Below are 24,084 nucleotides of genomic sequence, written 5' to 3'. Positions count from 1 at the left end.
GCTGCCTCAGATGATTGCGATCGACCCTCAGGCCTTCTTGCGGAACTGCGAGAGCTTCTCGAGGAGGGGCGACAGGGGGCCGAGAAGCCCAGGGCGCGCCCGCCTGGTGTCGTGACGACCCGTCAACGCCAGGGCGAGATCGGTGAACTGCTGGGCGACCCGGTGGCTGGGCTCCATTTCCGCAACCATCTGCCCGTTGTTGGCGGCGGTTCCGAACAGCTGCGGCTCGAAGGCGATCACGGCGATGGGTTCGGCCTCGAGAGCCTTGGCGAAATCGGCCGGCTTGATCTCGGGGCGCTTGGCGAGACCGGCCTGGTTGAGGATATAGCGCGGCGGCGTGTCGTTTGGCCGCGATGCGCGAAGGAGGTCCATCAGGTTCTTGGCATTGCGCAGGTTGGCGAGATCCGGCGCAGCGACGACGAGGATGTCGTCGGCGGTGATGAGGCAGCGCCGGGTCCAGCCCGTCCAGGTATGCGGCAGGTCCATCACGATGGAGGGAACCGTCGCCTTGAGGATGTCGAAGAGGGGATCGAAGGCCTCGGGTCCGAGATCGCTGACCCGCTCGAGGGTCGCCGGCGCCGCCAGCAGGGACAGATTGTCCGAGCAGCGCGACAGCAGGCGGTCGATGAAGGCGGTGTCGACCCGGTCCGGCGAGAAGATGGCATCGGCGATGCCCTGCGGCGGGTCCTGGTTGAAGTCGAGGCCGCCGGTGCCGAAGGCGAGGTCCATGTCGGCGATGCAGGTGTCGATGCCGATATCGCGTGAGATGGCCCAGGCGAGGTTGTGGGCGATGGTCGAGGCGCCGACGCCACCCTTCGCGCCGATCACGGCGATAGTGCGCCCGACGGGCTTGGCGCCCTCGATCGCATAGAGGCGGGACACGGTGCGGATGACGTCGATGACGCCCGGGGCGCCGATGATGTATTCGCTGACGCCGCGGGCCATCAGCTCGCGGTAGAGAACGATGTCGTTGACCTGGCCGATGACGATGACCTTGGTCGTGGCGTCGCAGACCTCGGCGAGTTCGTCGAGATAACCGAGGATCTCGCCCTTGCGGCCGAGCGTCTCGAGGATGACGACGTTGGGGGTGGGCGCCGAGCGATAGGCCTCGACGGCGCCGGGGGCGCCGCCCATCTGGACGCGCACATGGGCCTTGTCCATGCGCCGGTCCTCGGCCGCATCGGCGATGACGGAAGCGAGTTCCGGCGTCTCGCAGAAGGCCTGCAGCGAGATGCGGGGAACTGCGGCGATCTGCTCGCCGCCGCCGTCGGCAATCTGGTTGACGTCGTCTGTCACGGGCTCAGCCTCCGCCCCGGACGGCGCTCTTGATGTCGGTGAGCGGCTGCATGGGACTGTGAACGGTATGGGGACCGGGTGCATCGCCGCGGCGGAAGCGACCGATGACGGTCTGCCGGCGTGCCGCATCCGACTGGCTCTCGGCGCGTGGGTGCAACAGGTCGTTGGGATTGGCAACGATGGCCGCGAGATTGTGCTGGGTGGCGCAGCCCTGGTTCCAGTTCGGCCGGTTAAGGGCGCTGACATTGCCCGGACCGACGCCGAGATCCTCCGGCCACTGGCCGCACTGCGACGTGACATAGGCGCCCTGAGGGCCGACGACGATCGGATGGCGCATCCGGTAGTCGTGCGGATAGTGATCGTGCATCGTGGCGACCGATTTGCAGCCGCCGAGTGCGAGCGCAAGACCGACCAGGGTCAGCTTCGCAGTATTGCCGAACGACATGGTCCTACCCCTGTTGATGTGCGCGCGGTCAGTCACGGATGAACCCCACCGGTCCGTTGAAGCGTCCACGCGTGGCCGCCGGCTGGCCGGAGCCGTAGATGCGGTTGAGGCGGCCGATCAGAATGCCGGCCGGATCGGACGCGTCCTGGAGATTGTCGTCGGGACGCGCGAGCTGGTTGGCCGAGGTCGGCCGCACGATGTAGGGCGTGACCATGACGACGAGCTCGGTCTGGCCGCGCTGGTAGTCGCGGGAGCGGAACAGCGCCCCGAGAACCGGCATGTTGAGAAGGCCCGGCGTGCCGGAGATGTTCTGACGTGTCTGTTCCTGCAACAGGCCGGCCATCACCATCGTGCCACCGGACGGCAGCTCGATCGTGGTGTCCGCGCGGCGGGTGCGCAGACCGCGGACGGTGACGTTGGCGAGCTGCACCGTGAGCTGGTTGTCGATCTCGCTGACCTCGACGCCGACGCGCAGGCTGATCCGGCCCTCCGACAGGACGACCGGCGTGAAGGCGAGGCCTATACCGAAGGGCTTGAACTCGATGGTCACGTTGCCGGTGAGGTCGCGACCGGTCGGAACCGGGAACTCGCCGCCGGCGAGGAACTTCGCCTGTTCGCCGGAAATGGCAGTGAGGGTCGGCTCGGCGAGGGTCCGCACGAGGCCGTGCTCCTCGAAGGCCTGGATCGTGCTGTTGAAGACGTTGTTGCCGACCCGGGTGCCGATGACGGCCGTGTTGGACGGCGCCGTGCCGGTGGCGTTGTATCGGCCGGCGGTGAGCAGGCCGTAGACGAATCCGCCGGCATTGCCGAGGTTGCCGGAAGCACCCGTAAGGGTCGATGTCGGGTCGAAGGCGGCGAGGTTGACACCAAGCTGCTTGATTGCAGTGCGCTGCACCTCGGATACGGTGACCTTGAGGTGAACCTGGTCACGGCCGCGGATCGAGATGGCGTTGACCACCTTCTTCTCGTCGCCGACCAGCTTGGTGGCGATGTCGATAGCCTGTTGCGCCTCGAGCGGCGACATGACCTGGCCCGACACGACGACGGCATCGGCGACCGAGCGGACCTCGATACCGGCATGGGGCAGGGCGGAACGCAGGGTCTGGCGCAGGCCGACGAGGTCGCGGCCGACCTCGATGTCGTAGGAGGCGATCTGCCGCCCCTCGGCATCGAGGAAAAAGACGTTGGTCTGCCCGACCGCGACGCCGATCAGGAAGGCACGGCGGGCCGAGCGCACCACCGCATTGGCGATGGCCGGGTTGGCGACGATGACGTCACGGGCGTCGCGCGGCAGTTCGACGGGCAGCGACTTGCCGACGCCGAGCGTGATGGTGTTGCCGGCGACCGGGCGCTGCTGGCGCTCGACGGTGCTCTGCTGTGCCACCGCGGGAGGAACCGCCAGCGCCAGGGCGGCGAAGGAGGCCAGGGCGAAAGCCAGGTGACGTCCGGACATCATGGTGCAGTGCATCCGGGCGAACATGGGGGCCTCTTTCAGAACGGGGGATGTGGGGCGGCACTGCATCATCATTCCGGCCCCTGGCTGCCGACGACGGAGCGCACGCCGTGGCGGACGATGGCGATGCGGCCCTCCTGGCCGAACAGCGCATCGCCGGTGCCGGCACCCTCGCCGGCAAGGTTGGAAACGGCGGAGTCGGCAAGGCTGCGCAGCGACAGGGACAGGGTACCCAGTTCGCGGGCGAGGGCGAGCGTCTCGGCCTGGGGCGGGGTGAGTTCGAGCGTCGCCGTGCGTCCGACGATCGTCTTCTCGCCACCCCGCTCCTCGACGGTCTGATCGACCGCGAGAACCCGGACGTTGCGCAGGACGGTGGCGGTGGTGTGGGTCAGACCTTCAGCCGTAGCGGCGGCGCTGCTGTTGCGGCGGGCGAGGATGACGTCGACACGGTCGTTCGGCAGGATGAAGGCGCCGGCACCGCGCGAGGGATCGTCGATCGGCGCTGCGATGGCGCGCATGCCGGGGGTGAGGATCGCCGACATGAAGCCGCGGTTACCCTTCACCAGCCGGTTCGGCCGGATGGGCTCACCAGGGACGAAAGTCGTCCGAACGATGGAGCCGATCACCTCGTCCATGGCTGCGGCGCCCGTGTCGCCCCTGCGCCTGACGACAAAGCTGCCGGTGCCGGCCTCTTCGGGCCAGCGGCGCCATGCGACGTCGTTGGGGAGAATGATCTTGCCGAGCGGCAGGTCGGCATTGGCGACCAGAACCTCGACAGTCGGAATCTGCGGCACGGGCGCGGCCGCCTGCTGCGGCGCCGGGGCCGCGGTCTGGCGGCTCCCCATCATCATGGCCGCGAGACCGCCCGCTCCGAGCGCCACGGCGATGACAACGATCTGTGCAGGCTTCAAACGCATCCCACGAACCCTCGGCCCGACAAGGCGCAACTCGCCTCGTCTCGACCCGGATTCCATCAGGGAAAGGTCAACTTATGGTTAACTGCCGGTGATCAAGTTGACTTAACGAACGATGACCTGCCCTGACGTCGGCGAAAATCAGCGCAGGGCGGCAGTCATCCAGAAGCTGGAGGGGTAGAGCGCGAGGCCCGCGGCCGCCAGGGCGATGCCGTAGGGGATGCCGGTCTTGGCATCGGTCATCCGGGCATACCAGCCCTCGCGCAGCAGGAAGGGCGGATGGAGCGGCGCCCCGCGCAGGGCAAGAAGCCCGATGGTCAGGAGACCGCCGAAGAGCGAGGCATAGACCGCATAGTCGAGGAGCTGGGCCCAGCCGAGCCAGAGCGCTGTGGAGGCTGCGAGCTTGGCGTCGCCGCCGCCCATCCAGCCGAGGGCAAAGCAGACGAAACATACGCTGAGCACGAGGAACCCCGCAGCCAGATGCATGCCGATCACCGGCCAGCTCATGCCGGTGAGGAAGGCCAGCACCAGGAACCCCGCCACCAGGATCAGCGACACGCGGTTCGAGATCGTCATGGTGAAGAGGTCACTGGCCGCAGCGAAGGCCATCATCGCCGGGAAAATAAGAAGAATGGCGAAGTCGAACATGGCATCCCTTCCGGTCAGGTGTCGGACCGACGATAGGGCGGGTCCGGTTTCAGGACAGTGAATGGACAAGGCCTATCAGGCCGGTTGTGATGGCGACGAGCAGGACGGCGACAACCCAGCGGATGTCGCGGCGCGCCTCCTGACGCAGGGCGCCGATGGCGGCCCTGTCGAGGGCGGTACCATGGTCTGGTAGGCGCGGGGCGGCGTGTCCCGTCAGGACGTGCATGGATCGGGCTTTCGGAAAAACCGATGGCCCGCCGGGGGCGGGCCATCGTATTGGCGAAGAGACGCTGCGATCACTTCAGGTTGTTGTTGATGCCGACGAAGGTGGTGTTCACCTTGCTGCCGAGGTTGTAGACGGCGGTGATGACGACGGCAGCGATGCCGGCGGCGATCAGGCCGTATTCGATGGCGGTTGCGCCCGAGTTGTCACGGGCGAAACGAGCGAAGAGGTTCTGCATGGCTGACTCCTAGATGTCCACGACGCGCCGAAAGAGCGCTGTTCGCCGGTCAAGTTGCGATGAACGGTTCGAACTGACTGGACCCTATCGAGAAGCTCTTGCCCCTTCGTTAAGTCACAACCTCGAAAGCCTTAAATCAAATTGCGCACAAAACTCGGTTAAAATCGTATTTAAATGGTGAGTTTTATTATTTTTGGATATGTACGCCTCTTTTTATTTTAGTTAAAAGTGTATTTATTGGCTTTTGTCGCCGCACGATTTTTACATTCTGCCCGCCGACATACCAAGCTATGCTTCGACGCTGCCACGAGGCAGATCTTAAAAAACAACGCCGGCCCGGCACACGACTGTGCAGGGCCGGCGTTCAGGCCGCCAGAAGTATGGACTAAGCCTATTACTTCAGGTTGTTGTTGATGCCGACGAAAGTTTCGTTGACCTTGCTGCCGAGGTTGTAGACGGCGGTGATGACGACGGCCGCGATGCCGGCGGCGATCAGGCCGTATTCGATGGCGGTGGCGCCCGAGTTGTCACGGGCGAAACGAGCGAAGAGGTTCTTCATGGCTGACTCCTGGATGTCCACGATGCGCCGAAAGAGCGCTGTTCGCCGGTCAAGTTGATATGATCCGTTCGAACTGGCCTCACGTTAGCGACCACCCGTTGCCGCATCGTTAAATCCAAATCGTCAAAATCTGAATTTCCCTAACGTATTTGATGTGGTTAAACAGTCATTTAATCGGAATATAAAATAAATATGCGGGCAACTAACCGCAATAAATACAAGATTTACATAGAATTATTACTTTATTTTCCGCGCGAATTGAATGATTTTCTTGATAAATGACATAAGTAGCTTGTTTTTACAGCTCTTGCGACTCCTTGACAGCCGACTTCTATTGCTTTTTTGCCGCCAGTGAATCACAACAGCAGCCGTGGATACGACAAGAAACAGGTCGTGGCACATTTGGGCAGACCCGGCACCGCAGGGGCAGGATGCACTGCGACAGTCCGGCGTCCGGCCTATTGGCAATTCGTTCACCATTTCCTGTTTTTCTGCAGGAACACGTTGGACTGCCTCCCGAACGAGAGCTTCGATGAAAACAATGGTCAGGCTCACCGACACGATCTCCTTTCGCGCCCGCCGCGCCGTGATGGCGGCAGCCGTCATGCTGGTGCTGCTGCCGGTGGGCGCGGCGCAGGCGACCGAGACGCCGCTCGCCGGAGCCATCTCGGCCGATCTCGCCGGCGTCGTCGCCCAGGGCATGACGGTGACCATGGACCAGGCGCGGGTGATGCGCCTGCCAGCCAATGTCTCGACCCTGGTCATCGGCAACCCGTTGATCGCCGACGCATCCGTGCAGCGCGGTGGCTTGATGGTTCTGACCGGCAAGAGCGTCGGCTCGACCAATCTCATCGCCCTCGACGGGCGCGGCGAGCCGCTGCTGACCATACAGATCCGCGTGCGGGTGCAGCACGACTCGGTCGTTCAGGTCTACCGCGGCGTCGACCGCGAGACCTACTCCTGTTCACCCACCTGCGAGCGGACCATCGCGGTCGGGGATTCCAAGGCGTTCTTCGAGACGGCGCTCGGCAATGCGCGGACCCGTGACGGCGCGGCCTCGGCCGGGGGCGTAGCCGCACCCCGGTGACGCCGGCGGGCGAATGATCGCACCTTCGCGACAAAGTCCCCTGGTCCGGGCAAGGGTTCGTCAACAGGTTTCCGCTAAGACAAGCTTCGGGACACGCCTTTTCGGCGTCCGGGACCATTGGAGGCTTGGGCATGTCTGCTGCGTGGGAGAGCTCTCGGCGCGTCGGGTCGCGCTACTCCGGCTTCCGCGGGCTGCTGCGCGCGGCGATGACGAGGCCGCGCATCGTGCGCCGTTTCCGGCGTGACAAGGACGGTGTCGCCGCGGTGGAATTCGCCCTCGTCGCCGGCCCGTTCCTGTTCTTGCTCTTCGCCATCATCGAGCTGGCGATGGTGTTCTTCGCCGGCCAGGTGCTGGAAACCGCCACGGCCAGCGCCTCGCGTCTCATCATGACCGGCCAGGCCCAGACCCAGAACTTCAATCAGGCTGCCTTCAAGAACGAGATCTGCAACAAGACCAATGCGCTGATGAACTGCGCAGGGATCGCGGTCGATGTCCGCACATACACGAATTTCAGCAGTGCCAGCACGAGCCAGCCCGTCAGCGGGGGCGCGGTGAACTATGCCGGCATGACCTATGTTCAGGGCACAGGCGGCGACATCGTCGTGGTGCGGGCCGTCTACGAATGGCCCGTGCTGATGCCGACCTTCGGTCTGACCGTCGGCGGCCTCGCCAACGGCAAGCGCCTGCTGATGGCGACGGCCGCCTTCCGCAACGAGCCGTTCTGACAGGAGCCGACATGAGTTCCGCGACGTCCCTTCGCCAAGCCCGTGCCATGACCCGGCGCGCCGTCCGCGCTTTCAGGACCCTGCGCTGCGACAGCCGGGGCGTTTCCGCCGTCGAGTTCGCCCTCGTCCTGCCGTTAATGGTCACTTTGTTCCTCGCCACCGTGGAGACTACCCAGGGCCTGCAGGCCGACCGGAAGGTCTCGCTCGCCTCCCGTGCCCTCTCCGATCTGTCGTCGCAAGCGACCGTGATATCGAACACGGACATGGGCAACATCATGGATGCGACGGCCGATATCATCGCACCCTTCGCCGTCGCCAATGCGCAGATCGTCGTGACCGGCATCCAGACCGATATTCTCGGCGTGTCGCGGGCCGTATGGAGCGATGCACGCAATGCCTCGCGCTACACCTGCGGTCAGACGATGACCGTTCCGACCGAGTTGAAGCCGCTGATCGGCACCACCGGTTTCCTCGTCCTCGCCGAGGTGAAATATACCTATACGCCGACCGTGGCCTATCTCATCTCCGGCTCGATCGTGCTGTCCGACCGGCTCTATACTCGTCCGCGCATCGGCGAGTCGGTGAGCCGGACGCCGAGCCAGGGTGCCGGCTGCGTGTGATCTACCAGCGGGCCGCCGGCGACGGCGGCCGCAGTCCAAGCCGGACCGCCATCGCCGCGGCAGCCGCGGCGGCGGTCGCGAAGGTCGCCTGCAGCAGGTAACCGCCGGTCGGCCCCTCCCAGTCGAGCATCTCGCCGGCGACGAAAATGCCGGGCAGGCGCGCAAGCTCGAACCCCTCCCCCAGCGCGTCGAAGCGAACCCCGCCGGCTGTCGATATCGCCCGGTCGAGCGGGCGCACGCCCGGCACCGGCAAAACGACATCCTTGACCAGGGCGGCGAGCCCAGCCGGATCGCGCGGCAACGGGCCGCCAGCGGCTTCGCGCAGCAGGGCGATGGCCTGGGGTGTGAGCGCCAGCGTCTTCTTCAGGACGGCGGAGAGCGAATCCTTCGGCCGCGCACCGGCGAGCCGCCGGGCGATCGCAGCGCCGTCGAGGTCGGGCTTGAGGTCGAGGTGCAGCCGCGCCGCGCCATGCGTCGCGAGGCTCTCGCGGATGGGAGCCGACAGAGCATAGATCGCGCCGCCTTCGAGCCCCTGCGCCGTGATCGTCGCCTCGCCGCGCGCGGTGCGGTCGTCGATGCGGAAGGCGACAGACTTCAGCGGTTGGCCGGCGAAGCGCGCAGCGAAGGCCTCCGTCCAGTCCATTTCCACGCCCATATTGGACGGGCGCAGGGAGTTAAGCGCGACGCCGCGCGCCTCGAGCAGCGGCGTCCAGCCGCCGTCCGAGCCCATGCGCGGCCAGCTGGCGCCGCCGAGCGCCAGGAGGGCTGCATCGCAGGGCACGACGGTCCGGCCTTCCGGCCCCTCGAACGTGAGGGCGCCCGCCGCTGCAATCTCGACGAGGCGATGCCGCATCACCAGGCTGACGCCGAGACCGGCGAGGCGGGCGAGCCAGGCGCGCACGAGCGGCGAGGCCTTGAAGGCTTCGGGGAAGACGCGGCCGGACGTGCCGACGAAGGTCGGCTCCCCGAGCCCGGCGGCCCAGGCGCGCAGGGCCGCCGGCGGAAAGGCTTCGAGCGCCGCGGACAGCAGCGGTGGCAAGGCCTCATAGCGCGCGCGAAATGCGGCTCGCGGCTCCGAATGGGTGAGGTTGAGGCCGCCGCGGCCGGCGAGCAGCAGCTTGCGGGCGGGCGACGGCATCCGGTCATAGACGGTCACCGCCGCACCTGCAGTCGCCAGACGTTCGGCGGCGAAGAGCCCGGCGGGTCCCGCTCCGACGACGACGACGGCAGGCGCCCGGGTCATCCGCCGCAATGGGCCGCCACGGCCGCCCGCTGCGCGGCATCGAGATGCAGCCCGAGCTTGGAGCGGCGCCACAGCACGTCGTCGGCGGTCAGGGCCCATTCCTCGCGCTGGAGATAGGCGATCTCGGCCTCGGTGAGACCGGCGCCGAAATCGCGGCCGAGATCGGCCATCCGCCCGGCGCCCGCGAGGATGGCAGCGGCGCGGGTGCCATAGGCCCCGGCGAGGCGGGCGGCGACCTGCGGGTCGAGGAAGGGATGGCTGCGCCGGAGGCTCTCGGCGAGACTGACAGGCGCATCGCGGTCGATGTCGCCGCCAGGCAGCACGGCCGTTGCCGTCCAGCCGATGCCCTCGCCGAGCGCCGGCAGGTCGGCGACGAGTTCGTCGAGGGCGCTGATCGCGAGCCGGCGATAGGTCGTGATCTTGCCGCCGAAGATGGAGAGGAGCGGCGGCACGGCGCCGCCGCCGTCCTTGTGCAGGATATAGTCGCGCGTCGCCTCCTGGGCGGCGGACGCGCCGTCGTCATAGAGCGGGCGGACGCCGGAATAGCTCCAGACGACGTCGGCAGGCGTCACGGGATCGCGGAAATATTCGCTGGCCGCCGCACAGAGATAGGTGATCTCGGCCGCGCTGGCGGTGACCGCCGCGGGGTCGCCGGCATAGTCCTGGTCGGTCGTGCCGATCAGGGTGAAGTCGCGCTCGTAGGGGATGGCGAAGATGATGCGGGCGTCGGCGTTCTGAAAAATATAGGCCCGGTCGTGGTCGAAGAGCCGCGGCACGACGATGTGCGAGCCCTGGACCAGGCGGACCCGCGCCGGCGGCTGCGTCTTCGCGACCCCGGTCAGGAAAGCCTCGACCCAGGGCCCGGCGGCATTGACGAGTGCCCTGGCCGAGACCGTTTCGGTGGAGCCGCTGATCCGGTCTTCGAGCGTGATGTGCCAGAGGCCGTCTGCGCGCGTCGCGTCCACCGCCCGGGTGCGGGTGCGGATCACCGCGCCACGGTCGGCGGCGTCGCGGGCGTTGAGGACGACAAGGCGTGAATCGTCGACGCGGCAATCGGAGTATTCGAAGGCCTTGCCGTACCCGGCCTTCAGGGGCTTGCCGGCGGCGTCCGTCGACAGATCCAGCGTGCGCGTCGCCCACAGACGCTTGCGGCCGCCGAGATGGTCGTAGAGGAACAGGCCGAGGCGCAGCAGCCAGGCCGGGCGCAGACCCTCATGGTGCGGCAGGACGAAGCGCAGCGGCCGGATGATATGCGGCGCTATGCCCCAGAGCACCTCGCGCTCGATCAGGGCCTCGCGCACCAGGCGAAACTCGTAATGCTCGAGATAGCGCAGGCCGCCATGGATCAGCTTGGTGGACCAGGACGAGGTGGCGCTGGCGAGATCATCCTGCTCGACCAGCATGACGGAGACGCCGCGGCCGGCCGCATCGCGCGCGATCCCGGCTCCGTTGATGCCTCCGCCGACCACCAGAAGGTCGACCGTCGTCCCGGACATGCTATTCCCCAAGTGCCGCGTCAGCCCTCCGTCTGACGGCTTTTGGCTTCCGCCGCAAGGCTGCACGGTGGCACAGTGGACGCAATCCGGCAGCGGCCGAGCCGCGCCTTGCATGAGGAAACGCACATGCCCTCCGATCGGCACCCGCCCGTGATCGTCGCGATCGACCAGGGCACCACGTCCTCCCGTACCATCGTCTTCAGCGAGCGGCTGGAGGTGGTCGCCGTCGCCCAGCGGGAGTTCACCCAGCACTTCCCGGCCTCGGGCTGGGTCGAGCACGATCCGGAAGAGATCTGGTCGGGCGTGGTTGAGACGGCGCGCGAGGCCCTGGCGAAGGCGGGCGTGACCGCCGCGGATGTCGCCGGCATCGGCATCACCAACCAGCGGGAGACCGTCGTGGTCTGGGACCGGGCGACGGGCGAGCCGATCCATCGCGCCGTCGTCTGGCAGGACAGGCGTACCTCGGCGGCCTGCGCCCGCCTGCGCAACGAAGGCCACGAGGCGCTGGTGCAGGCCCGCTCCGGCCTCGTCATCGACCCCTATTTTTCCGGGACCAAGCTCGCCTGGATCCTCGACCATGTCCCCGGCGCGCGGGCGCGGGCGGAACGCGGCGAGCTCGCCTTCGGAACCATCGATTCCTTCCTGCTCTGGCGCCTCACCGGCGGCAAGGTTCACGCGACGGATGCGACCAACGCCGCGCGCACCATGCTCTTCGACATCCACCGCGGTGTCTGGGACGCCGATCTTTGCCGGCTTCTGGACGTACCGATGGGCCTCCTGCCGACGGTGATGGACTGCGCCGCCGCCTTCGGCACGACGGAGCCGGGCCTGTTCGGCGGCGCCATCGCCATCGGCGGCATGGCCGGCGACCAGCAGGCGGCGACGGTCGGCCAGGCCTGTTTCGCGCCGGGCATGATGAAGTCCACCTACGGCACCGGCTGTTTCGCCCTGCTCAACACCGGCATGGAAGCCGTCGCCTCCCGCAACAAGCTGCTCACCACCATCGCCTATCAGATCGATGGCCGGCGCACCTATGCGCTTGAGGGCTCCATCTTCGTCGCGGGAGCGGCGGTGCAATGGCTGCGCGACGGTCTGGGCATCGTCAGGATGGCCGGCGAGACCGGGGCGCTCGCCGCCGCCTCCGATCCGAACCAGGAGGTGATCCTGGTGCCGGCTTTCGTCGGTCTCGGCGCACCCTATTGGGATGCCGATTGCCGTGGCGCGATCTTCGGACTGACGCGGGCAACCGGGCCGAAGGAGATGGCGCGGGCGGCCCTGGAGAGCGTCTGTTTCCAGACCGCCGACCTGCTCGGCGCCATGAAGGCGGACTGGCCGGGAGCGGGCGCATCGGGCACGGTCCTGCGCGTCGACGGCGGCATGGTCGCCTCCGACTGGACCATGCAGCGCCTCGCCGATCTTCTCGATGCGCCGGTCGACCGGCCGAAGGTGCTGGAGACCACTGCGCTCGGCGCGGCCTATCTCGCCGGCCTGTCGCGGAGCGTCTGTCCGCCGCCAGCCGACTTCGCCCGCAGTTGGGCGCTGGAGCGGCGCTTCACGCCCGCCATGGATGCGACGGTCCGCGAGGACAAACTCGCTCGCTGGAAGGACGCGGTGGAGCGCACGCTGACGCGGCGGTGACGGACGCCGCCCGCCTCAGCTGAGATCGAAGGGCACCACCTTGCGCCGATCGGTCGGCACGCGGATCTCGCGGTCGATGGGCGGGACCGCCCGCTGGTGGCAGTTGGCGCGCTCGCAGATGCGGCAGGAGACGCCGATCTTCGCGACATTGGCGTCGGCCTTGAGGTCGAGGCCCTCGGAATAGACGATCTCGCCGGCATAGGAGATCTCGCAGCCGAGACCGAAGGCATAGCGCCTGACCGGCGCCCGCCAGTGGGCGGCGCCCTTGGTGACGGCGCGGGCGAGCGAGAGATAGCGCGTGCCGTCGGGCATCTCGGCGACCTGGACGAAGGTGCGCCCCGCCTGTTCGAAGGCCTCGTGAACGTTCCATAGCGGGCAGGCGCCGCCGAACCGCGCGAACTGGAAGCGTGTCGCGGAATGGCGCTTGATGACATTGCCGGCGCGATCGACCTTGACGAAATAGAAGGGGATGCCGCGCTGGCCGGCACGCTGCAGCGTCGACAGACGGTGGCAGACCTGTTCGAGGCTCGCCCCGAACATGCGGCCGAGCCAGTCGAGATCGTGGCGCGTCTCCTTGGCGGCCGCGAGGAAGCGGCGATAGGGCAACAACAGCGCGCCGGCGAAATAATTGGCGAGGGCGACCCGTCCGATGTCGGCCGCGGCGCGCGACCGGAAACCCGAAGCGGAGACGATCGCGGACATGGTGTCCGCCTGTTCCAGCCGGGCGATGCGGTTGGCGAGCAGGAAGGCGCGGGTGGAAGAATCGAGCGAGCCGTCGAGGGCGACGACATTGGGGCCGGCCTCATAGCGCTCGAGGGTATCGTCGCCGAGACTCGCGTTGGCGTCGACATTGAGCCCATGACGGGCAGCGAGATAGCCGGCGAGCACCTGCAAGCGGTCGCTGGCGGCGGCAAGCCCCAGTCGCTCCGCCAGATCCTCGGCGGCCCGGTCGAGATCGTCGACGTAATTGTCGACGTAGTGGAAATAGTCCCGCACCTCCTCGTAGGGCAGCAGGGCACCGGCGGTCTCCACCCCTGACGGCGGCAGGATCGGCGTGTCGCCGGCCGCCTGGAGGCGCTCGCCGAGCCGCCGGGCCGTCTGGTGCATCCTCAGGAAGGCACGCGCGAAAGCGGGACTGTCGGAGGCGACGCGCTTGAGATCCTGCAGGCTGGGGGCCGTATCGGCGAGGAGCGGGTCGGCGGCGGCCTCGCGCAGGTCGGTGACGAGACGGTCGGTGTCATCAGTGGCAAAGGTCGCGAGGTCGACGCCGAAGGTCTGGCCGAGCGCGACGAGAACGCTCGCCGTCACCGGCCGCTGATTGTTCTCGATCTGGTTGAGATAGCTGACAGACAGGCCGAGGCGCTGGGAGAAGGCGGTTTGCGTGAGGCGGGTCTCCTCGCGCAATCTGCGCAGGGCCGGACCGACGAAGACTTTCCGCGACATGAGCCCACCCCGGAGGACTGTTCTTTCGGCTTAGCCTAAACCACATTGGCCATTAGGTGTAGATGCAAAAATTTTGCAATTTCGCAGCATGACGTTTCGCATTTTGACTCAGGCAACCGCGGTGCTAGCGTCCACCCCAAGCAAGATCGGAACAACCGACGCGCCATCAGGCACTTGGAGGAACCGAACATGACTGCCGAAAGCCCTGTCCGCGAAACCCTGAATTTCGCTGTGCGCCACGCCTTCCCCATCGTCGCGGAGACTGTCGAGGCGCTGGTCCGTGCCAGCCACCCCGGTGCCCTGGCGACCGATCCGGGCAAGGCGAGCCTCGTCATCGCCACCCTCGCCGATCTCGACGGCCTCGACCTCGCCGAGGGTACGCGCATCGCCGTTCTCATCGATCACGCCGACCGGCGGCCCGTCCAGGAGGCCCGCGCCCGCGGCGCCGTGGCGGCGATTCCGCTCGATCTGCCCGCCGACCACCTGCGCGCCGCACTGGCGAGCGTCCTGTCCTCCCGCTCGTGGTGGCCGGTCGTAACCGCCGTCGATCCCGAGGGCGACCTGTCGTCGTCGCGCAAGCTCGACGCTCTTTCCGGCCAGCAGTTCAAGGTGCTCGACCTGATGAGCCGTGGTCGGCTCAACAAGCAGATCGCCTATGACCTCGGCATTTCCGAGGGGACGGTGAAGTCCCACGTCTCCTCGATCCTGCGGAAGCTCGGTGTCGAGCGCCGGACGCAGGCGATCGCCACCTTCATCACCGCCCATGAGGCCAGTGCGCGGATGCCGGTACGGAGCGTCCCGGACGGTGCCGCCACCCATCTGTCCCGCGCCACCCACGCGGCGCGCTGAAGCGCTCCGCAGCATCCCTGATAGATTGCCGCACGTCGCTGCCCTAGGGTGGCGGCGTTCGCCCGTTCGAACCACCAGGGAACGCCATGCCCGCGATATCATCCAGGGTCTCCGCTACCAAGATCGCCGCTTCAAAGATCGCCGCCGCCGCGGTCATCCTCGCCGCGTCCACCGCCGGCCTCGCCGCCCAGGACTATGGCGGCTGGTCATGCCGCGACCTCTGGATGGAGCGCAACCAGATCTACAAGGACGCAGGCTACTGCTTCAACACGCCGCGTGCCGTCCGCACCTTCGGCAATGCCGGCTGCGTCTATGACCGGCAGGGCGACGTGCCGCTGTCGAACACCCAGCGGCGCATCATCCAGGCCATCGTCCGGGCCGAGCGGTTCAACGGCTGCTCCGGCTGACCGCCGTGGCTGTCTCGCGGCGCACCATCCTCTGCGCCCTCGCGGCGCCGCTCTTTGTCACACGGCCGGCGGAAGGGGCGGAGCGCCTAGGCCGCCTCGTCGCCGCCTATCCCCACCACCTCGCCCGGCTCGACGGTCAGGTCGTCGTCTGGACGGACGGCACGCGCATGGAGACCGGGGCCGGCCGGCCGGAGCGCCCTTTCGAGGTCATGCTGCGCGACGCGACCCTCACCGACCAGATGCGGCAGGCCTATCCGGCCGGCCCTCCGGCGGGACCACCCGGTCGGAACCACAGCCCGGGCCGGATCAGGAGCACCGCCTTCTTCGTCAAGATGTATGGCGACTGCCGGCGGGGCGGCGCAGACAGACGCCACCGCACCGTCACCTGGATGCCGCAGACGCGGCCCCAACCCCTGCCGGTGACGACCGAGAACGATGTCGCGACGCGGCTGGAGCGCGTCATCGCCGAGCTTGAGCGCCTGCCCGACCGGCTGAAGGCCTATCTCGTGCCCTCTTCCGGCACGTTCAACTGCCGGACGGTGGCCGATACCGGGCTCCTGAGCATGCATGCCTATGCCGCGGCCATCGACATCAACGTCGCCCGGTCCGACTACTGGTCGTGGGCGCGCGAGCGGGGCGACATCCCCTATCGCAACCGCATCCCCTTCGAGATCGCCGAGGTCTTCGAGGCCCAGCGATTCATCTGGGGCGGCAAATGGTATCATTACGACACCATGCATTTCGAATATCGGCCGGAACTGATCGGCGGGGCCTAGCGCTCCCAGGCCATCTTGCCGCCATAGGCCATCATGACCAGCCCCGTCCCCATGGCGAGGACTCGCCCGGTCGCCCCCGGCCGGCGCGCGAAGGGCAGGGTCCGAAGCGCCACGCCGAGAACGACATAGTAGAGCGTCGACATGGCGATCATCACGCCGACACCGGCGAGTCCGATCGCCAGCGGCTGCTCGGCGAGGCGTGTGACCGCGAAGAGCGAGGAGACGAAGACGAGGCTCTTCGGATTGCCGAGGGCGGTGGCGAGGCCGGTGAGGAAGGCCCGCCGGGGCGTCAGCATCGCCGCCGGCTCGCGCGCGGTTTCGGGCGCCGGTGCGAGGTTGCGGCGGATCAGCCCGAAGCCCATCCAGGCGAGGTAGAGCCCGCCGGCGACCTTCACCGCCATGGCGGCGGCGGGAAAGAGCTCGAACAGCCAGAACAGGCCGAAGAGCCCGGCGAGCCCCCACAGGAACGTGCCGAGCACGATGGCGGCCGCCAAGGCAATGATGGACGCAGTCGGCGAGGACAGGCCCACCGCCATGAACAGGATCATGTTCGGGCCGGGAGTCAGGACGGCGACGAGCCAGAGGCTGGCGAGGACGAGAAGGGTGTCAGCGGGAGACATGATTCCGGATGGTCGGTCATCGTGTGACACACCCTATCCGTCATGGCCGGGCTTGTCCCGGCCATCCACGACTTGATCACAACGAGCAAAGGAGAAGTCGTGGATGCCCGGGACGACCCGGGCATGACGCAGCAAGCGGCCGACTACAAGCTCCTCAGCCCGTGATCCCGTCCATGCGGATCGGCAGGCCGGCCGCCTGCATGTGGCGCTTCACCTCGCCGATGGTGAAGGTGCCGAAATGGAAGACCGAAGCGGCGAGAACGCCGGTGGCGCCGCCCTGCGCGACGCCGTCGACGAAATGATCGAGCGTGCCGACGCCGCCCGAGGCGATGACCGGCACCGGCACCGCATCGGCGACGGCGCGGGTGAGCGCGAGGTCGAAGCCGGACTTGGTCCCGTCGCGGTCCATGGAGGTGAGGAGGATCTCGCCCGCCCCCAGCGCCACCACCTCCCGGGCATAGGCCACCGCGTCGATACCGGTCGGCTTGCGGCCACCATGGGTGAAGATCTCCCAGCGGTCCGCTTCGCCCGCCGCCGATACCCGCTTGGCGTCGATGGCCACGACGATGCACTGGTTGCCGAACTTGTCGGCGGCGCGGCCGACAAAGGCGCGGTCGTTCACCGCCGCGGTGTTGATCGACACCTTGTCGGCGCCGGAGACGAGCAGCGCACGGATGTCCTCGACGGTGCGCACCCCGCCACCGACCGTCAGCGGCATGAAACAGGCTTCCGCCGTACGCGTCACCACGTCGAACATGGTGCGGCGGTCGTCGGAGCTCGCGGTGATGTCCAGAAAGGTGAGTTCGTCGGCGCCAGCCGCGTCATAGGCCTTGGCGGCCTCGACAGGATCGCCGGCATCGATGAGGTCGACGAACTGCACGCCCTTGACCACGCGGCCGTCCTTGACATCGAGACAGGGGATGATGCGGACCTTGAATGTCATGCGGCGCGCGCTCCGCGGATGAGGGCCATCGCCTCGGCGGGATCGAGCCGACCGTCATAGAGAGCCTTGCCGGTGATGGCGCCCTCGAGCTTGCACGCGCGCGGCGTGAGCAACTGGCGCACGTCGTCGAGGGAGGCAAGGCCGCCTGAGGCGATGACGGGGATGGCGACGGCATCGGCGAGCGCGATGGTGCCGTCCCAGTCGATGCCGGTCAGCATGCCGTCACGGGCAATGTTCGTGTAGACGATGGCGGCAACACCGGCATCCTCGAAGCGGCGGGCGAGATCGTGGGCGGCGAGCGTCGACGTCTCGGCCCAGCCCTCGACAGCGACCCAGCCGTCGCGGGCATCGATGCCGACGGCCACCTGTCCGGGAAAGGCCTTCGCGGCAGTCCTGACGAAGTCCGGATCGCGCACCGCAGCCGTGCCGATGATGACGCGGGATACGCCCTTGGCCAGCCAGCCCTCGACCGTCTTCATGTCGCGAATGCCGCCGCCGAGCTGGACGGGAAACGCGGTCGCGGCACGGATGGCCTCCACCGCCGCCGCATTGACCGGTTTGCCGGCGAAGGCGCCGTCGAGATCGACGACATGGAGATAATCGAAGCCCTGCGACTCGAAGGCCCTGGCCTGGGCCGCGGGATCGTCGGCATAGACGGTGGCCTGGTTCATGTCGCCCTGGCGCAGGCGCACGCAGCGCCCGTCCTTCAGGTCGATGGCGGGGAAGAGCCTCATGATGCGGTCTCGGCAGAGAGGTGAAGGACAGGTCGCGCCGGCCGGGCAGGCCCGCTCACGGCCGCCACTCCAGGAAGTTGCCGATGAGCGCAAGACCCAGGGTCTGGCTCTTCTCGGGGTGGAACTGCGTGCCGACCATGGTGTCACGGGCGATCATGGCCGTGACCCTGGTGCCGTAATCGGCATCGGCGAGGATGACGTCGCCCGCCGTTGCGGTGAGGTGATAGGAATGGACGAAATAGGCGTGCAGACCATCCGGGCCGGTGGGAATGCCGGCGAGGACCGGGTGGTCCCGCGTCACGTTCAGCGTGTTCCAGCCCATATGCGGGATCTTCAGGGAAGGATCGGACGGGCGGATCAGGTCGATGTCGCCCGGCACCCAGCCGAGACCCGCCGAGATTTCCTTCTCCAGCCCGCGGCCGGCCATGAGCTGCATGCCGACGCAGATGCCGAGAAAGGGCCGGCCGCGGCCGCGCACCGCTTCGGTCAAGGCCTCGACCATGCCGGGAACGCCGATGAGGCCCGCCTTGCAGTCGGCGAAGGCGCCGACGCCGGGCAGGACGATGCGGTCGGCCTTGCGCACGGTGTCGGGGTCGGCGGTCACCAGAACCGGCACGTTGAGGCCGCGCTCGCGGGCCATGCGCTCGAAGGCCTTCTGAGCCGAATGCAGATTGCCCGAGCCATAGTCGACGATGGCGACGCTCACCGCCTGCCCCGCGCGCTCGGATCGGCCTCCGGAAAGAGGCCGAGGACAGGTTGCTGACCCATGGGCATGGCGACGGCGGGCTGAGATGCCGTGAAGAGCGGTTCCATGCGGGCGGTCGGCACGATTCCGCGCTCGGCGAAATAGCGCCGCTCGGCTTCATCCTGCGACCGGGCGACGATGACCGCCACCTCGCGCCAGCCGCGGCGACGCAGCGTCCAGCGCTTCAGATTGGTCGCCTCGAGCCCGATTAGCAGGCTGAGGGCGGTCGTGATCATCGTCCGCAGCAGCGGCGACAGGCCGGCAAAGGACAGCGCCAGCAGCGTCAGTCCCAGCAGGACGAGATAGGCGAGGGTCACCAGCCACATGCGTTGCAGCGGAAACCAGGCCCAGGGAAACAGGAAGGCGAGAGGCGAGAAGGAATCCGGCACGAACTGGACGGCGTCGTCGCCGTTCTGCCCCGACGGGGGCAGGTGGACGGTGTAGCTCGTCTGGCGCGCCATCAGAGCACTCCCTTGGTGGAGGGGATCTCGTTCGCCCGCCGGGCATCGATCGTGACGGCTGCGCGCAAGGCGCGCGCGAGACCCTTGAAGCAGCTCTCGGCGACATGGTGGGCATTGTCGCCGTAGAGCGTCTCGACATGCAGCGTGATGCCGGCATTCATGGCGAAGGCCTGGAAGAACTCGCGCACCAGTTCGGTGTCGAAGGTGCCGATCTTGTGACGCAGGAACTCTGTGCGGAAGACCAGGAAAGGCCGGCCCGAGACGTCGACGGCGACGCGGGTCAGCGTCTCGTCCATGGGCAGATGGACGTCGGCATAGCGGGTGATGCCCTTCATGTCGCCGAGCGCCTGCCGGACCGCCTGTCCCAAGGCGATGCCGACATCCTCCACCGTGTGGTGGTCGTCGATATGCAGGTCGCCCTTTGCGCGGATGGAGATGTCGATCATCCCATGACGCGCGATCTGGTCGAGCATGTGGTCGAAGAAACCGACGCCGGTGGCGACCTCGGCACGGCCCGAGCCGTCGAGATCGACGGAGACGGTGATGTCCGTTTCCCTGGTGGTGCGGGTGATCTGGCCCTTGCGCATGGCTTTCTCCGGCGGCTGGCCGGACTTCTAACAGCGGCGGCGGCGGTTTGAAAGGCGGAGGGCTCCCGGCGGGCGCCGAAGCCCGCCTTGCGTCCTTCGCCAATCGGCCTACATCTCGCCTTTCCGGAGGTTCCATGAATTCCAGCAGCGACAATTCCTTTCCCGGCTGGCACGCCACGACCATCTGCACCGTCCGCAAGGGCAGCAAGGTGGTGATCGGCGGCGACGGGCAGGTCAGCCTCGGCCAGACCGTCATCAAGGCCAATGCCCGCAAGGTGCGCCGACTCGGCCGCGGCGACGTGATCAGCGGCTTCGCCGGCGCCACGGCCGACGCCTTTACCCTGTTCGAACGGCTTGAAGCCAAGCTCGAGCAGTTCCCCGGCCAGCTCACCCGCGCCGCGGTCGAACTCGCCAAGGACTGGCGCACCGACCGCTACCTCCGGCGCCTCGAGGCGATGATGATCGTCGCCGACAAGGACGTTTCGCTGATCCTCACCGGCACCGGCGACGTGCTGGAGCCGGAGAATGGCATCGCCGCCATCGGCTCGGGCGGAAACTATGCGCTCGCCGCCGCGCGGGCGCTGGCCGACACCGACCTGGATGCGGAGGCCATCGTCCGCAAGGCGATGAAGATCGCCTCGGAAATCTGCGTCTATACCAACGGCAATCTCGTCATGGAGAGCATCGGCTGACGAACAGCGCATGGACGTCCGGGACGTGCCGCATTTCGGCCCCGTCCGCTTCATGACTTGCGACGCGCCGGCGGCTAGGCTTTCCCCATGACCATGACATCCTCTCCCTTCCAGCCGATCACTGCGTCCCCTGGCTCGTCCTATCGCCCGAGCGGACCGGTCGGCGGCTTCCCCTGGTGGCAGGCGCTGCCGCTGGTCCTGCTGCTCCTCGCCATCCAGGCCGGCGTGCTCTATGCCATGGGGCGCCTGCCGATCTGCGCCTGCGGCAGCATCAAGCTGTGGCACGGCCTCGTCATGAGCTCGGAGAACTCGCAGCATCTCGCCGACTGGTACACGTTCAGCCACGTGGTCCACGGCTTCCTGTTCTATTTCCTCGCCTGGCTGGTGCTGCCGCGCAGTTCCCTCTGGACCCGGCTGGTGCTGGCGGTCGTCGTCGAGGGCGCCTGGGAGATCGCCGAGAACACGCCGATGATCATCGAGCGCTACCGGGCGACCACCATCTCGCTCGGCTACAACGGCGACACCATCGTCAATTCGATCGCCGACTCGCTCGCCATGATCGTCGGCTTCGGCATCGCCGCATTGCTGCCGGCCTGGGCGACGCTCGGCCTCGCCATCGCGCTGGAAGTGGGCCTCGCGGCAGTGATCCGCGACAACCTCATCCTCAACATCCTCATGCTGGTTCATCCGATCGAGGCGATCCGGCTGTGGCAGCAAGGCGGCGTTTAGCGCCGGTCCTTGATCGGCGGGCGACAATCGCCATCTCTCCGCTCGTCCAAGCCCCTCAGTTCAAGGTCCCGATGACCGACTTTTCTCCCCGCGAAATCGTCTCCGAGCTCGATCGGCACATCATCGGCCAGAAGGACGCCAAGCGCGCCGTGGCCATCGCCCTGCGCAACCGCTGGCGCCGCCTGCAGCTCGACGAGAGCCTGCGCGAGGAGGTGCTGCCGAAAAACATCCTGATGATCGGCCCGACCGGCGTCGGCAAGACGGAAATCTCCCGCCGCCTGGCCAAGCTCGCCAATGCGCCCTTCCTCAAGGTGGAGGCGACCAAGTTCACCGAGGTCGGCTATGTCGGCCGCGACGTCGAGCAGATCGTCCGCGACCTCGTGGAGGTCGGCATCGGGCTGGTGCGCGAGAACAAGCGCAAGGACGTCCAGGCTAAGGCGCATCTCGGCGCCGAGGAGCGCGTGCTCGACGCCCTCGTCGGCAAGACCGCCTCCCCCGCCACCCGCGAGAGCTTCCGCAAGAAGCTGCACGACGGCGAGATGGACGACAAGGAGATCGACATCGAGGTGGCGGCCGGCAATCCGCAGGGCCTGCCGATGATGGACATTCCAGGCATGCCCGGCGGCCAGATCGGCATCGCCAACCTCAACGACATGCTCGGCAAGATGATGGGCGGTCGCACCAAGCAGCGCCGCACCACCGTGAAGGAAGCCTACGATCCGCTGGTCCAGGAAGAGGCCGACAAGCTGGTCGACCAGGACAATCTGGTGCAGGAGGCGATCCATCTCGTGGAGAACAACGGCATCGTCTTCCTCGACGAGATCGACAAGATCTGCGCCCGCGAGGGAAACCGCGGCGGCGAAGTGTCGCGCGAGGGCGTGCAGCGCGACCTCCTGCCGCTGATCGAGGGCACGACCGTGGCGACCAAGCACGGGCCGGTGAAGTCCGACCACATCCTGTTCATCGCCTCCGGCGCCTTCCACGTCGCCAAGCCCTCGGACCTGCTGCCGGAACTGCAGGGCCGCCTGCCGATCCGCGTCGAGCTGAAGCCGCTGACGCGGGAGGATCTGCGCTCGATCCTCACCGAGACCGAGGCGAGCCTCACCCGCCAGTCGATCGCCATGATGAAGACGGAAGGCGTCGACCTCGTCCTGACCGACGATGCCATCGACGCCATCGCCGACCTGGCGGTGGAGGTGAACGCCTCGCTCGAGAACATCGGCGCCAGGCGCCTGCAGACGATCATCGAGCGGGTGCTCGACGACATCTCGTTCACCGCCGCCGACCGCGCCGGCGAGACGGTGACGATCGACGGCGCCTATGTGCGCCAGACGGTAGGCGATCTCGCCAAGAACGCCGATCTCAGCCGCTTCATCCTTTAGGCGGCCGCGACCTTCACAGGACGAAGCCGTTCTCGGCGGCGAGCGCCTTGAGATTGGCCTCGGGGCGGGCACCCATGTGGCTGATGATCTCGGCGGCGCAGAGGGCCCCAAGGCGCAGCGAGGTCTCGTGCGGCAGGCCGCGCGACAGGCCGGCGAGGAAGCCCGCGGCGAAGAGGTCGCCGGCGCCCGTCGTGTCCACCACCTTGTCGACCGGGAAGGCCGGCGCGGAGACGAGGGTCGCGCCCTCGACGGCGACGGCGCCCTGTTCGGACCGGGTGACGACGGCAAGACCGGCATCGGCGCGCAGCGCGTCGAGCGCCGTGGCGAAATCGGCGGTCTGGTAGAGCGACTTCAGCTCGCTCTCGTTGGCGAAGACGATATCGACGGTCTTGCCCCGGATGAGACCGAGAAACTCGTCGCGGTAGCGATCGACGCAGAAGGCGTCGGACAGCGTCAGGGCCACCTTGCGGCCGGCGCCATGGGCGATCTCGGCCGCCTTCAGGAAGGCCTTCTTGGCCTCCGGTGGATCCCAGAGATAGCCCTCGAGATAGGTGATGCCGGACGCGGCGATGGTCTCGGCGTCGACGTCGGCGGGAACCAGGTTCTGGGCCGCGCCGAGATAGGTGTTCATCGTCCGCTCGCCGTCGGGCGTCACCAGGATGAAGGAGCGGGCGGTGGCCGGACCCTCAGTCGCATCGGCGGTGGGAAAGTGGATGCCGGCAGCCTTCATCCCGTGGCGGAAGGAGGCGCCGAGATGGTCGTCGCGCACCTTGCCGAGAAAGGCCGGATTCAGGCCGAGCAGGCCGATGCCGGCGATGGTGTTGGCGGCCGATCCGCCGGACATCTCGATCGTCTGGGCCATGGCGGCATAGATCGCCTCGGCCCGCGGCTCGTCGATCAGCATCATGGCACCTTTCGGGACACCGAGGCGGGCGAGGACATCGTCCTCGGTGCGGGCGAGCACATCGACGATGGCATTGCCGATTCCGGCGACGTCGTAGCGGGTCTGGGACATGAAGGGCTCTCGCGGCGAAACTCTGGCGCCCTCTACACGCTGGGGCGCCATCCGGCAACGGCGTGCCATTGACTTCTCGACGAAGTTCGGTTGCTTCGACGGGAAGAAAAAGACGG

28 protein-coding genes are annotated in these 24,084 nt (G+C 67.4%); 11 read left to right on the top strand and 17 right to left on the bottom strand.

Features of this window, described 5'->3' with window-relative positions; genetic code table 11:
• Window positions 1-27: 27 nt before the first annotated feature.
• The 5 genes from Q8O26_RS15445 to Q8O26_RS15425 all read right to left on the bottom strand — a co-directional run bounded on the left by Q8O26_RS15445 (window position 28) and on the right by Q8O26_RS15425 (window position 4,756).
• Window positions 28-1,380, bottom strand: a complete 1,353-nt coding sequence (locus Q8O26_RS15445; RefSeq protein WP_371134579.1) for a CpaE family protein — start codon at window positions 1,378-1,380, stop codon at window positions 28-30.
• A complete protein-coding gene (locus Q8O26_RS15440; protein WP_305577127.1) occupies window positions 1,301-1,741 on the bottom strand; it encodes a CpaD family pilus assembly lipoprotein in 441 nt (146 codons plus the stop codon). The genes Q8O26_RS15445 and Q8O26_RS15440 overlap by 80 nt, the downstream gene beginning before the upstream one ends.
• A 28-nt stretch (window positions 1,742-1,769) precedes the next feature.
• Complete coding sequence (locus Q8O26_RS15435; RefSeq protein WP_305577125.1) at window positions 1,770-3,221, bottom strand: type II and III secretion system protein family protein; 1,452 nt, start codon at window positions 3,219-3,221, stop codon at window positions 1,770-1,772.
• A gap of 44 nt (window positions 3,222-3,265) precedes the next feature.
• A complete protein-coding gene (gene cpaB, locus Q8O26_RS15430; protein WP_305577124.1) occupies window positions 3,266-4,111 on the bottom strand; it encodes a Flp pilus assembly protein CpaB in 846 nt (281 codons plus the stop codon).
• 138 nt (window positions 4,112-4,249) lie between these two features.
• Window positions 4,250-4,756: a prepilin peptidase gene (locus Q8O26_RS15425; protein ID WP_305577122.1), complete on the bottom strand. Its 507-nt coding sequence runs from the start codon at window positions 4,754-4,756 to the stop codon at window positions 4,250-4,252.
• 61 nt (window positions 4,757-4,817) lie between these two features.
• Here Q8O26_RS15425 and Q8O26_RS15420 point away from each other — a divergent pair, with 61 nt between their 5' ends.
• Entirely contained in the window at window positions 4,818-4,949 is a 132-nt protein-coding gene (locus Q8O26_RS15420) for a hypothetical protein (RefSeq protein WP_305577121.1), read from the top strand.
• Between the two features lie 103 nt (window positions 4,950-5,052).
• Here Q8O26_RS15420 and Q8O26_RS15415 read toward each other — a convergent pair whose 3' ends face one another.
• Window positions 5,053-5,217: a Flp family type IVb pilin gene (locus tag Q8O26_RS15415; protein ID WP_305577119.1), complete on the bottom strand. Its 165-nt coding sequence runs from the start codon at window positions 5,215-5,217 to the stop codon at window positions 5,053-5,055.
• Window positions 5,218-5,611: 394 nt separating this feature from the next.
• Window positions 5,612-5,776, bottom strand: coding sequence for a Flp family type IVb pilin (locus Q8O26_RS15410; RefSeq protein ID WP_305577117.1), 165 nt, complete (start codon window positions 5,774-5,776; stop codon window positions 5,612-5,614).
• A gap of 532 nt (window positions 5,777-6,308) precedes the next feature.
• Between Q8O26_RS15410 and Q8O26_RS15405 the strand changes: the two genes are divergently transcribed.
• The 3 genes from Q8O26_RS15405 (at window position 6,309) to Q8O26_RS15395 (ending at window position 8,208) form a co-directional block, all read left to right on the top strand.
• Window positions 6,309-6,863 carry a pilus assembly protein N-terminal domain-containing protein gene (locus tag Q8O26_RS15405; protein WP_305577115.1) on the top strand — a complete coding sequence of 185 codons (555 nt, stop codon included), beginning with the start codon at window positions 6,309-6,311 and terminating at the stop codon, window positions 6,861-6,863.
• A 131-nt stretch (window positions 6,864-6,994) separates the two neighbouring features.
• On the top strand, window positions 6,995-7,588 hold the full coding sequence (locus tag Q8O26_RS15400) for a TadE/TadG family type IV pilus assembly protein (RefSeq protein WP_305577113.1): 594 nt from the start codon (window positions 6,995-6,997) through the stop codon (window positions 7,586-7,588).
• Between the two features lie 11 nt (window positions 7,589-7,599).
• A complete protein-coding gene (locus tag Q8O26_RS15395; protein WP_305577111.1) occupies window positions 7,600-8,208 on the top strand; it encodes a TadE/TadG family type IV pilus assembly protein in 609 nt (202 codons plus the stop codon).
• Between the two features lies 1 nt (window position 8,209).
• On the opposite strand, the gene Q8O26_RS15390 is transcribed toward Q8O26_RS15395, so the two are convergent.
• Window positions 8,210-9,451: a TIGR03862 family flavoprotein gene (locus Q8O26_RS15390; protein ID WP_305577109.1), complete on the bottom strand. Its 1,242-nt coding sequence runs from the start codon at window positions 9,449-9,451 to the stop codon at window positions 8,210-8,212.
• The gene (glpD, locus tag Q8O26_RS15385) at window positions 9,448-10,947 is read right to left on the bottom strand and encodes a glycerol-3-phosphate dehydrogenase (RefSeq protein WP_305577107.1); all 1,500 of its coding nucleotides are present in this window, start codon (window positions 10,945-10,947) and stop codon (window positions 9,448-9,450) included. Before glpD ends, Q8O26_RS15390 begins: the two co-directional genes overlap by 4 nt.
• 126 nt (window positions 10,948-11,073) lie before the next feature.
• Here glpD and glpK point away from each other — a divergent pair, with 126 nt between their 5' ends.
• A complete protein-coding gene (gene glpK, locus Q8O26_RS15380) occupies window positions 11,074-12,585 on the top strand; it encodes a glycerol kinase GlpK (RefSeq protein WP_305577105.1) in 1,512 nt (503 codons plus the stop codon).
• 15 nt (window positions 12,586-12,600) lie between these two features.
• Here glpK and Q8O26_RS15375 read toward each other — a convergent pair whose 3' ends face one another.
• A complete protein-coding gene (locus Q8O26_RS15375; RefSeq protein WP_305577103.1) occupies window positions 12,601-14,028 on the bottom strand; it encodes a short-chain fatty acyl-CoA regulator family protein in 1,428 nt (475 codons plus the stop codon).
• A gap of 189 nt (window positions 14,029-14,217) precedes the next feature.
• Here Q8O26_RS15375 and Q8O26_RS15370 point away from each other — a divergent pair, with 189 nt between their 5' ends.
• The 3 genes from Q8O26_RS15370 to Q8O26_RS15360 all read left to right on the top strand — a co-directional run bounded on the left by Q8O26_RS15370 (window position 14,218) and on the right by Q8O26_RS15360 (window position 16,060).
• The gene (locus Q8O26_RS15370; RefSeq protein ID WP_305577101.1) at window positions 14,218-14,877 is read left to right on the top strand and encodes a response regulator transcription factor; all 660 of its coding nucleotides are present in this window, start codon (window positions 14,218-14,220) and stop codon (window positions 14,875-14,877) included.
• A gap of 86 nt (window positions 14,878-14,963) precedes the next feature.
• Window positions 14,964-15,284, top strand: a complete 321-nt coding sequence (locus Q8O26_RS15365) for a YARHG domain-containing protein (RefSeq protein WP_305577099.1) — start codon at window positions 14,964-14,966, stop codon at window positions 15,282-15,284.
• A gap of 5 nt (window positions 15,285-15,289) precedes the next feature.
• Window positions 15,290-16,060 carry a M15 family metallopeptidase gene (locus tag Q8O26_RS15360; RefSeq protein WP_305577097.1) on the top strand — a complete coding sequence of 257 codons (771 nt, stop codon included), beginning with the start codon at window positions 15,290-15,292 and terminating at the stop codon, window positions 16,058-16,060.
• Here Q8O26_RS15360 and Q8O26_RS15355 read toward each other — a convergent pair.
• From Q8O26_RS15355 to hisB, 6 genes are all read right to left on the bottom strand, one after another.
• Complete coding sequence (locus tag Q8O26_RS15355) at window positions 16,057-16,680, bottom strand: LysE family translocator (RefSeq protein ID WP_305577095.1); 624 nt, start codon at window positions 16,678-16,680, stop codon at window positions 16,057-16,059. The two genes, Q8O26_RS15360 and Q8O26_RS15355, sit on opposite strands and share 4 nt — an antisense overlap.
• A 154-nt stretch (window positions 16,681-16,834) precedes the next feature.
• A complete protein-coding gene (gene hisF, locus Q8O26_RS15350; protein WP_305577094.1) occupies window positions 16,835-17,623 on the bottom strand; it encodes an imidazole glycerol phosphate synthase subunit HisF in 789 nt (262 codons plus the stop codon).
• Complete coding sequence (gene hisA / locus Q8O26_RS15345) at window positions 17,620-18,357, bottom strand: 1-(5-phosphoribosyl)-5-[(5-phosphoribosylamino)methylideneamino]imidazole-4-carboxamide isomerase (protein WP_305577092.1); 738 nt, start codon at window positions 18,355-18,357, stop codon at window positions 17,620-17,622. The genes hisF and hisA overlap by 4 nt, the downstream gene beginning before the upstream one ends.
• 55 nt (window positions 18,358-18,412) lie before the next feature.
• Window positions 18,413-19,063: an imidazole glycerol phosphate synthase subunit HisH gene (gene hisH, locus Q8O26_RS15340; protein WP_305577090.1), complete on the bottom strand. Its 651-nt coding sequence runs from the start codon at window positions 19,061-19,063 to the stop codon at window positions 18,413-18,415.
• Complete coding sequence (locus tag Q8O26_RS15335; protein WP_305577088.1) at window positions 19,060-19,563, bottom strand: DUF2628 domain-containing protein; 504 nt, start codon at window positions 19,561-19,563, stop codon at window positions 19,060-19,062. The genes hisH and Q8O26_RS15335 overlap by 4 nt, the downstream gene beginning before the upstream one ends.
• The gene (gene hisB, locus Q8O26_RS15330) at window positions 19,563-20,150 is read right to left on the bottom strand and encodes an imidazoleglycerol-phosphate dehydratase HisB (protein ID WP_305577086.1); all 588 of its coding nucleotides are present in this window, start codon (window positions 20,148-20,150) and stop codon (window positions 19,563-19,565) included. The genes Q8O26_RS15335 and hisB overlap by 1 nt, the downstream gene beginning before the upstream one ends.
• Window positions 20,151-20,284: 134 nt before the next feature.
• Between hisB and hslV the strand changes: the two genes are divergently transcribed.
• The 3 genes from hslV (at window position 20,285) to hslU (ending at window position 22,953) form a co-directional block, all read left to right on the top strand.
• Window positions 20,285-20,842: an ATP-dependent protease subunit HslV gene (hslV, locus tag Q8O26_RS15325; RefSeq protein WP_305577084.1), complete on the top strand. Its 558-nt coding sequence runs from the start codon at window positions 20,285-20,287 to the stop codon at window positions 20,840-20,842.
• Window positions 20,843-20,935: 93 nt separating this feature from the next.
• Window positions 20,936-21,571, top strand: coding sequence for a DUF2585 domain-containing protein (locus Q8O26_RS15320; protein WP_371134587.1), 636 nt, complete (start codon window positions 20,936-20,938; stop codon window positions 21,569-21,571).
• A gap of 71 nt (window positions 21,572-21,642) precedes the next feature.
• A complete protein-coding gene (gene hslU, locus Q8O26_RS15315; protein WP_305577080.1) occupies window positions 21,643-22,953 on the top strand; it encodes an ATP-dependent protease ATPase subunit HslU in 1,311 nt (436 codons plus the stop codon).
• Between the two features lie 13 nt (window positions 22,954-22,966).
• On the opposite strand, the gene Q8O26_RS15310 is transcribed toward hslU, so the two are convergent.
• On the bottom strand, window positions 22,967-23,968 hold the full coding sequence (locus tag Q8O26_RS15310; protein ID WP_305577078.1) for an adenosine kinase: 1,002 nt from the start codon (window positions 23,966-23,968) through the stop codon (window positions 22,967-22,969).
• Between the last annotated feature and the right edge of the window lie 116 nt (window positions 23,969-24,084).

The organism is Phreatobacter sp. (genome assembly GCF_030691135.1).
Classification (GTDB): domain Bacteria; phylum Pseudomonadota; class Alphaproteobacteria; order Rhizobiales; family Phreatobacteraceae; genus Phreatobacter.
Note: the sequence above shows the minus strand (reverse complement) of the source record. Positions and strands in the feature narration are given on the sequence as shown.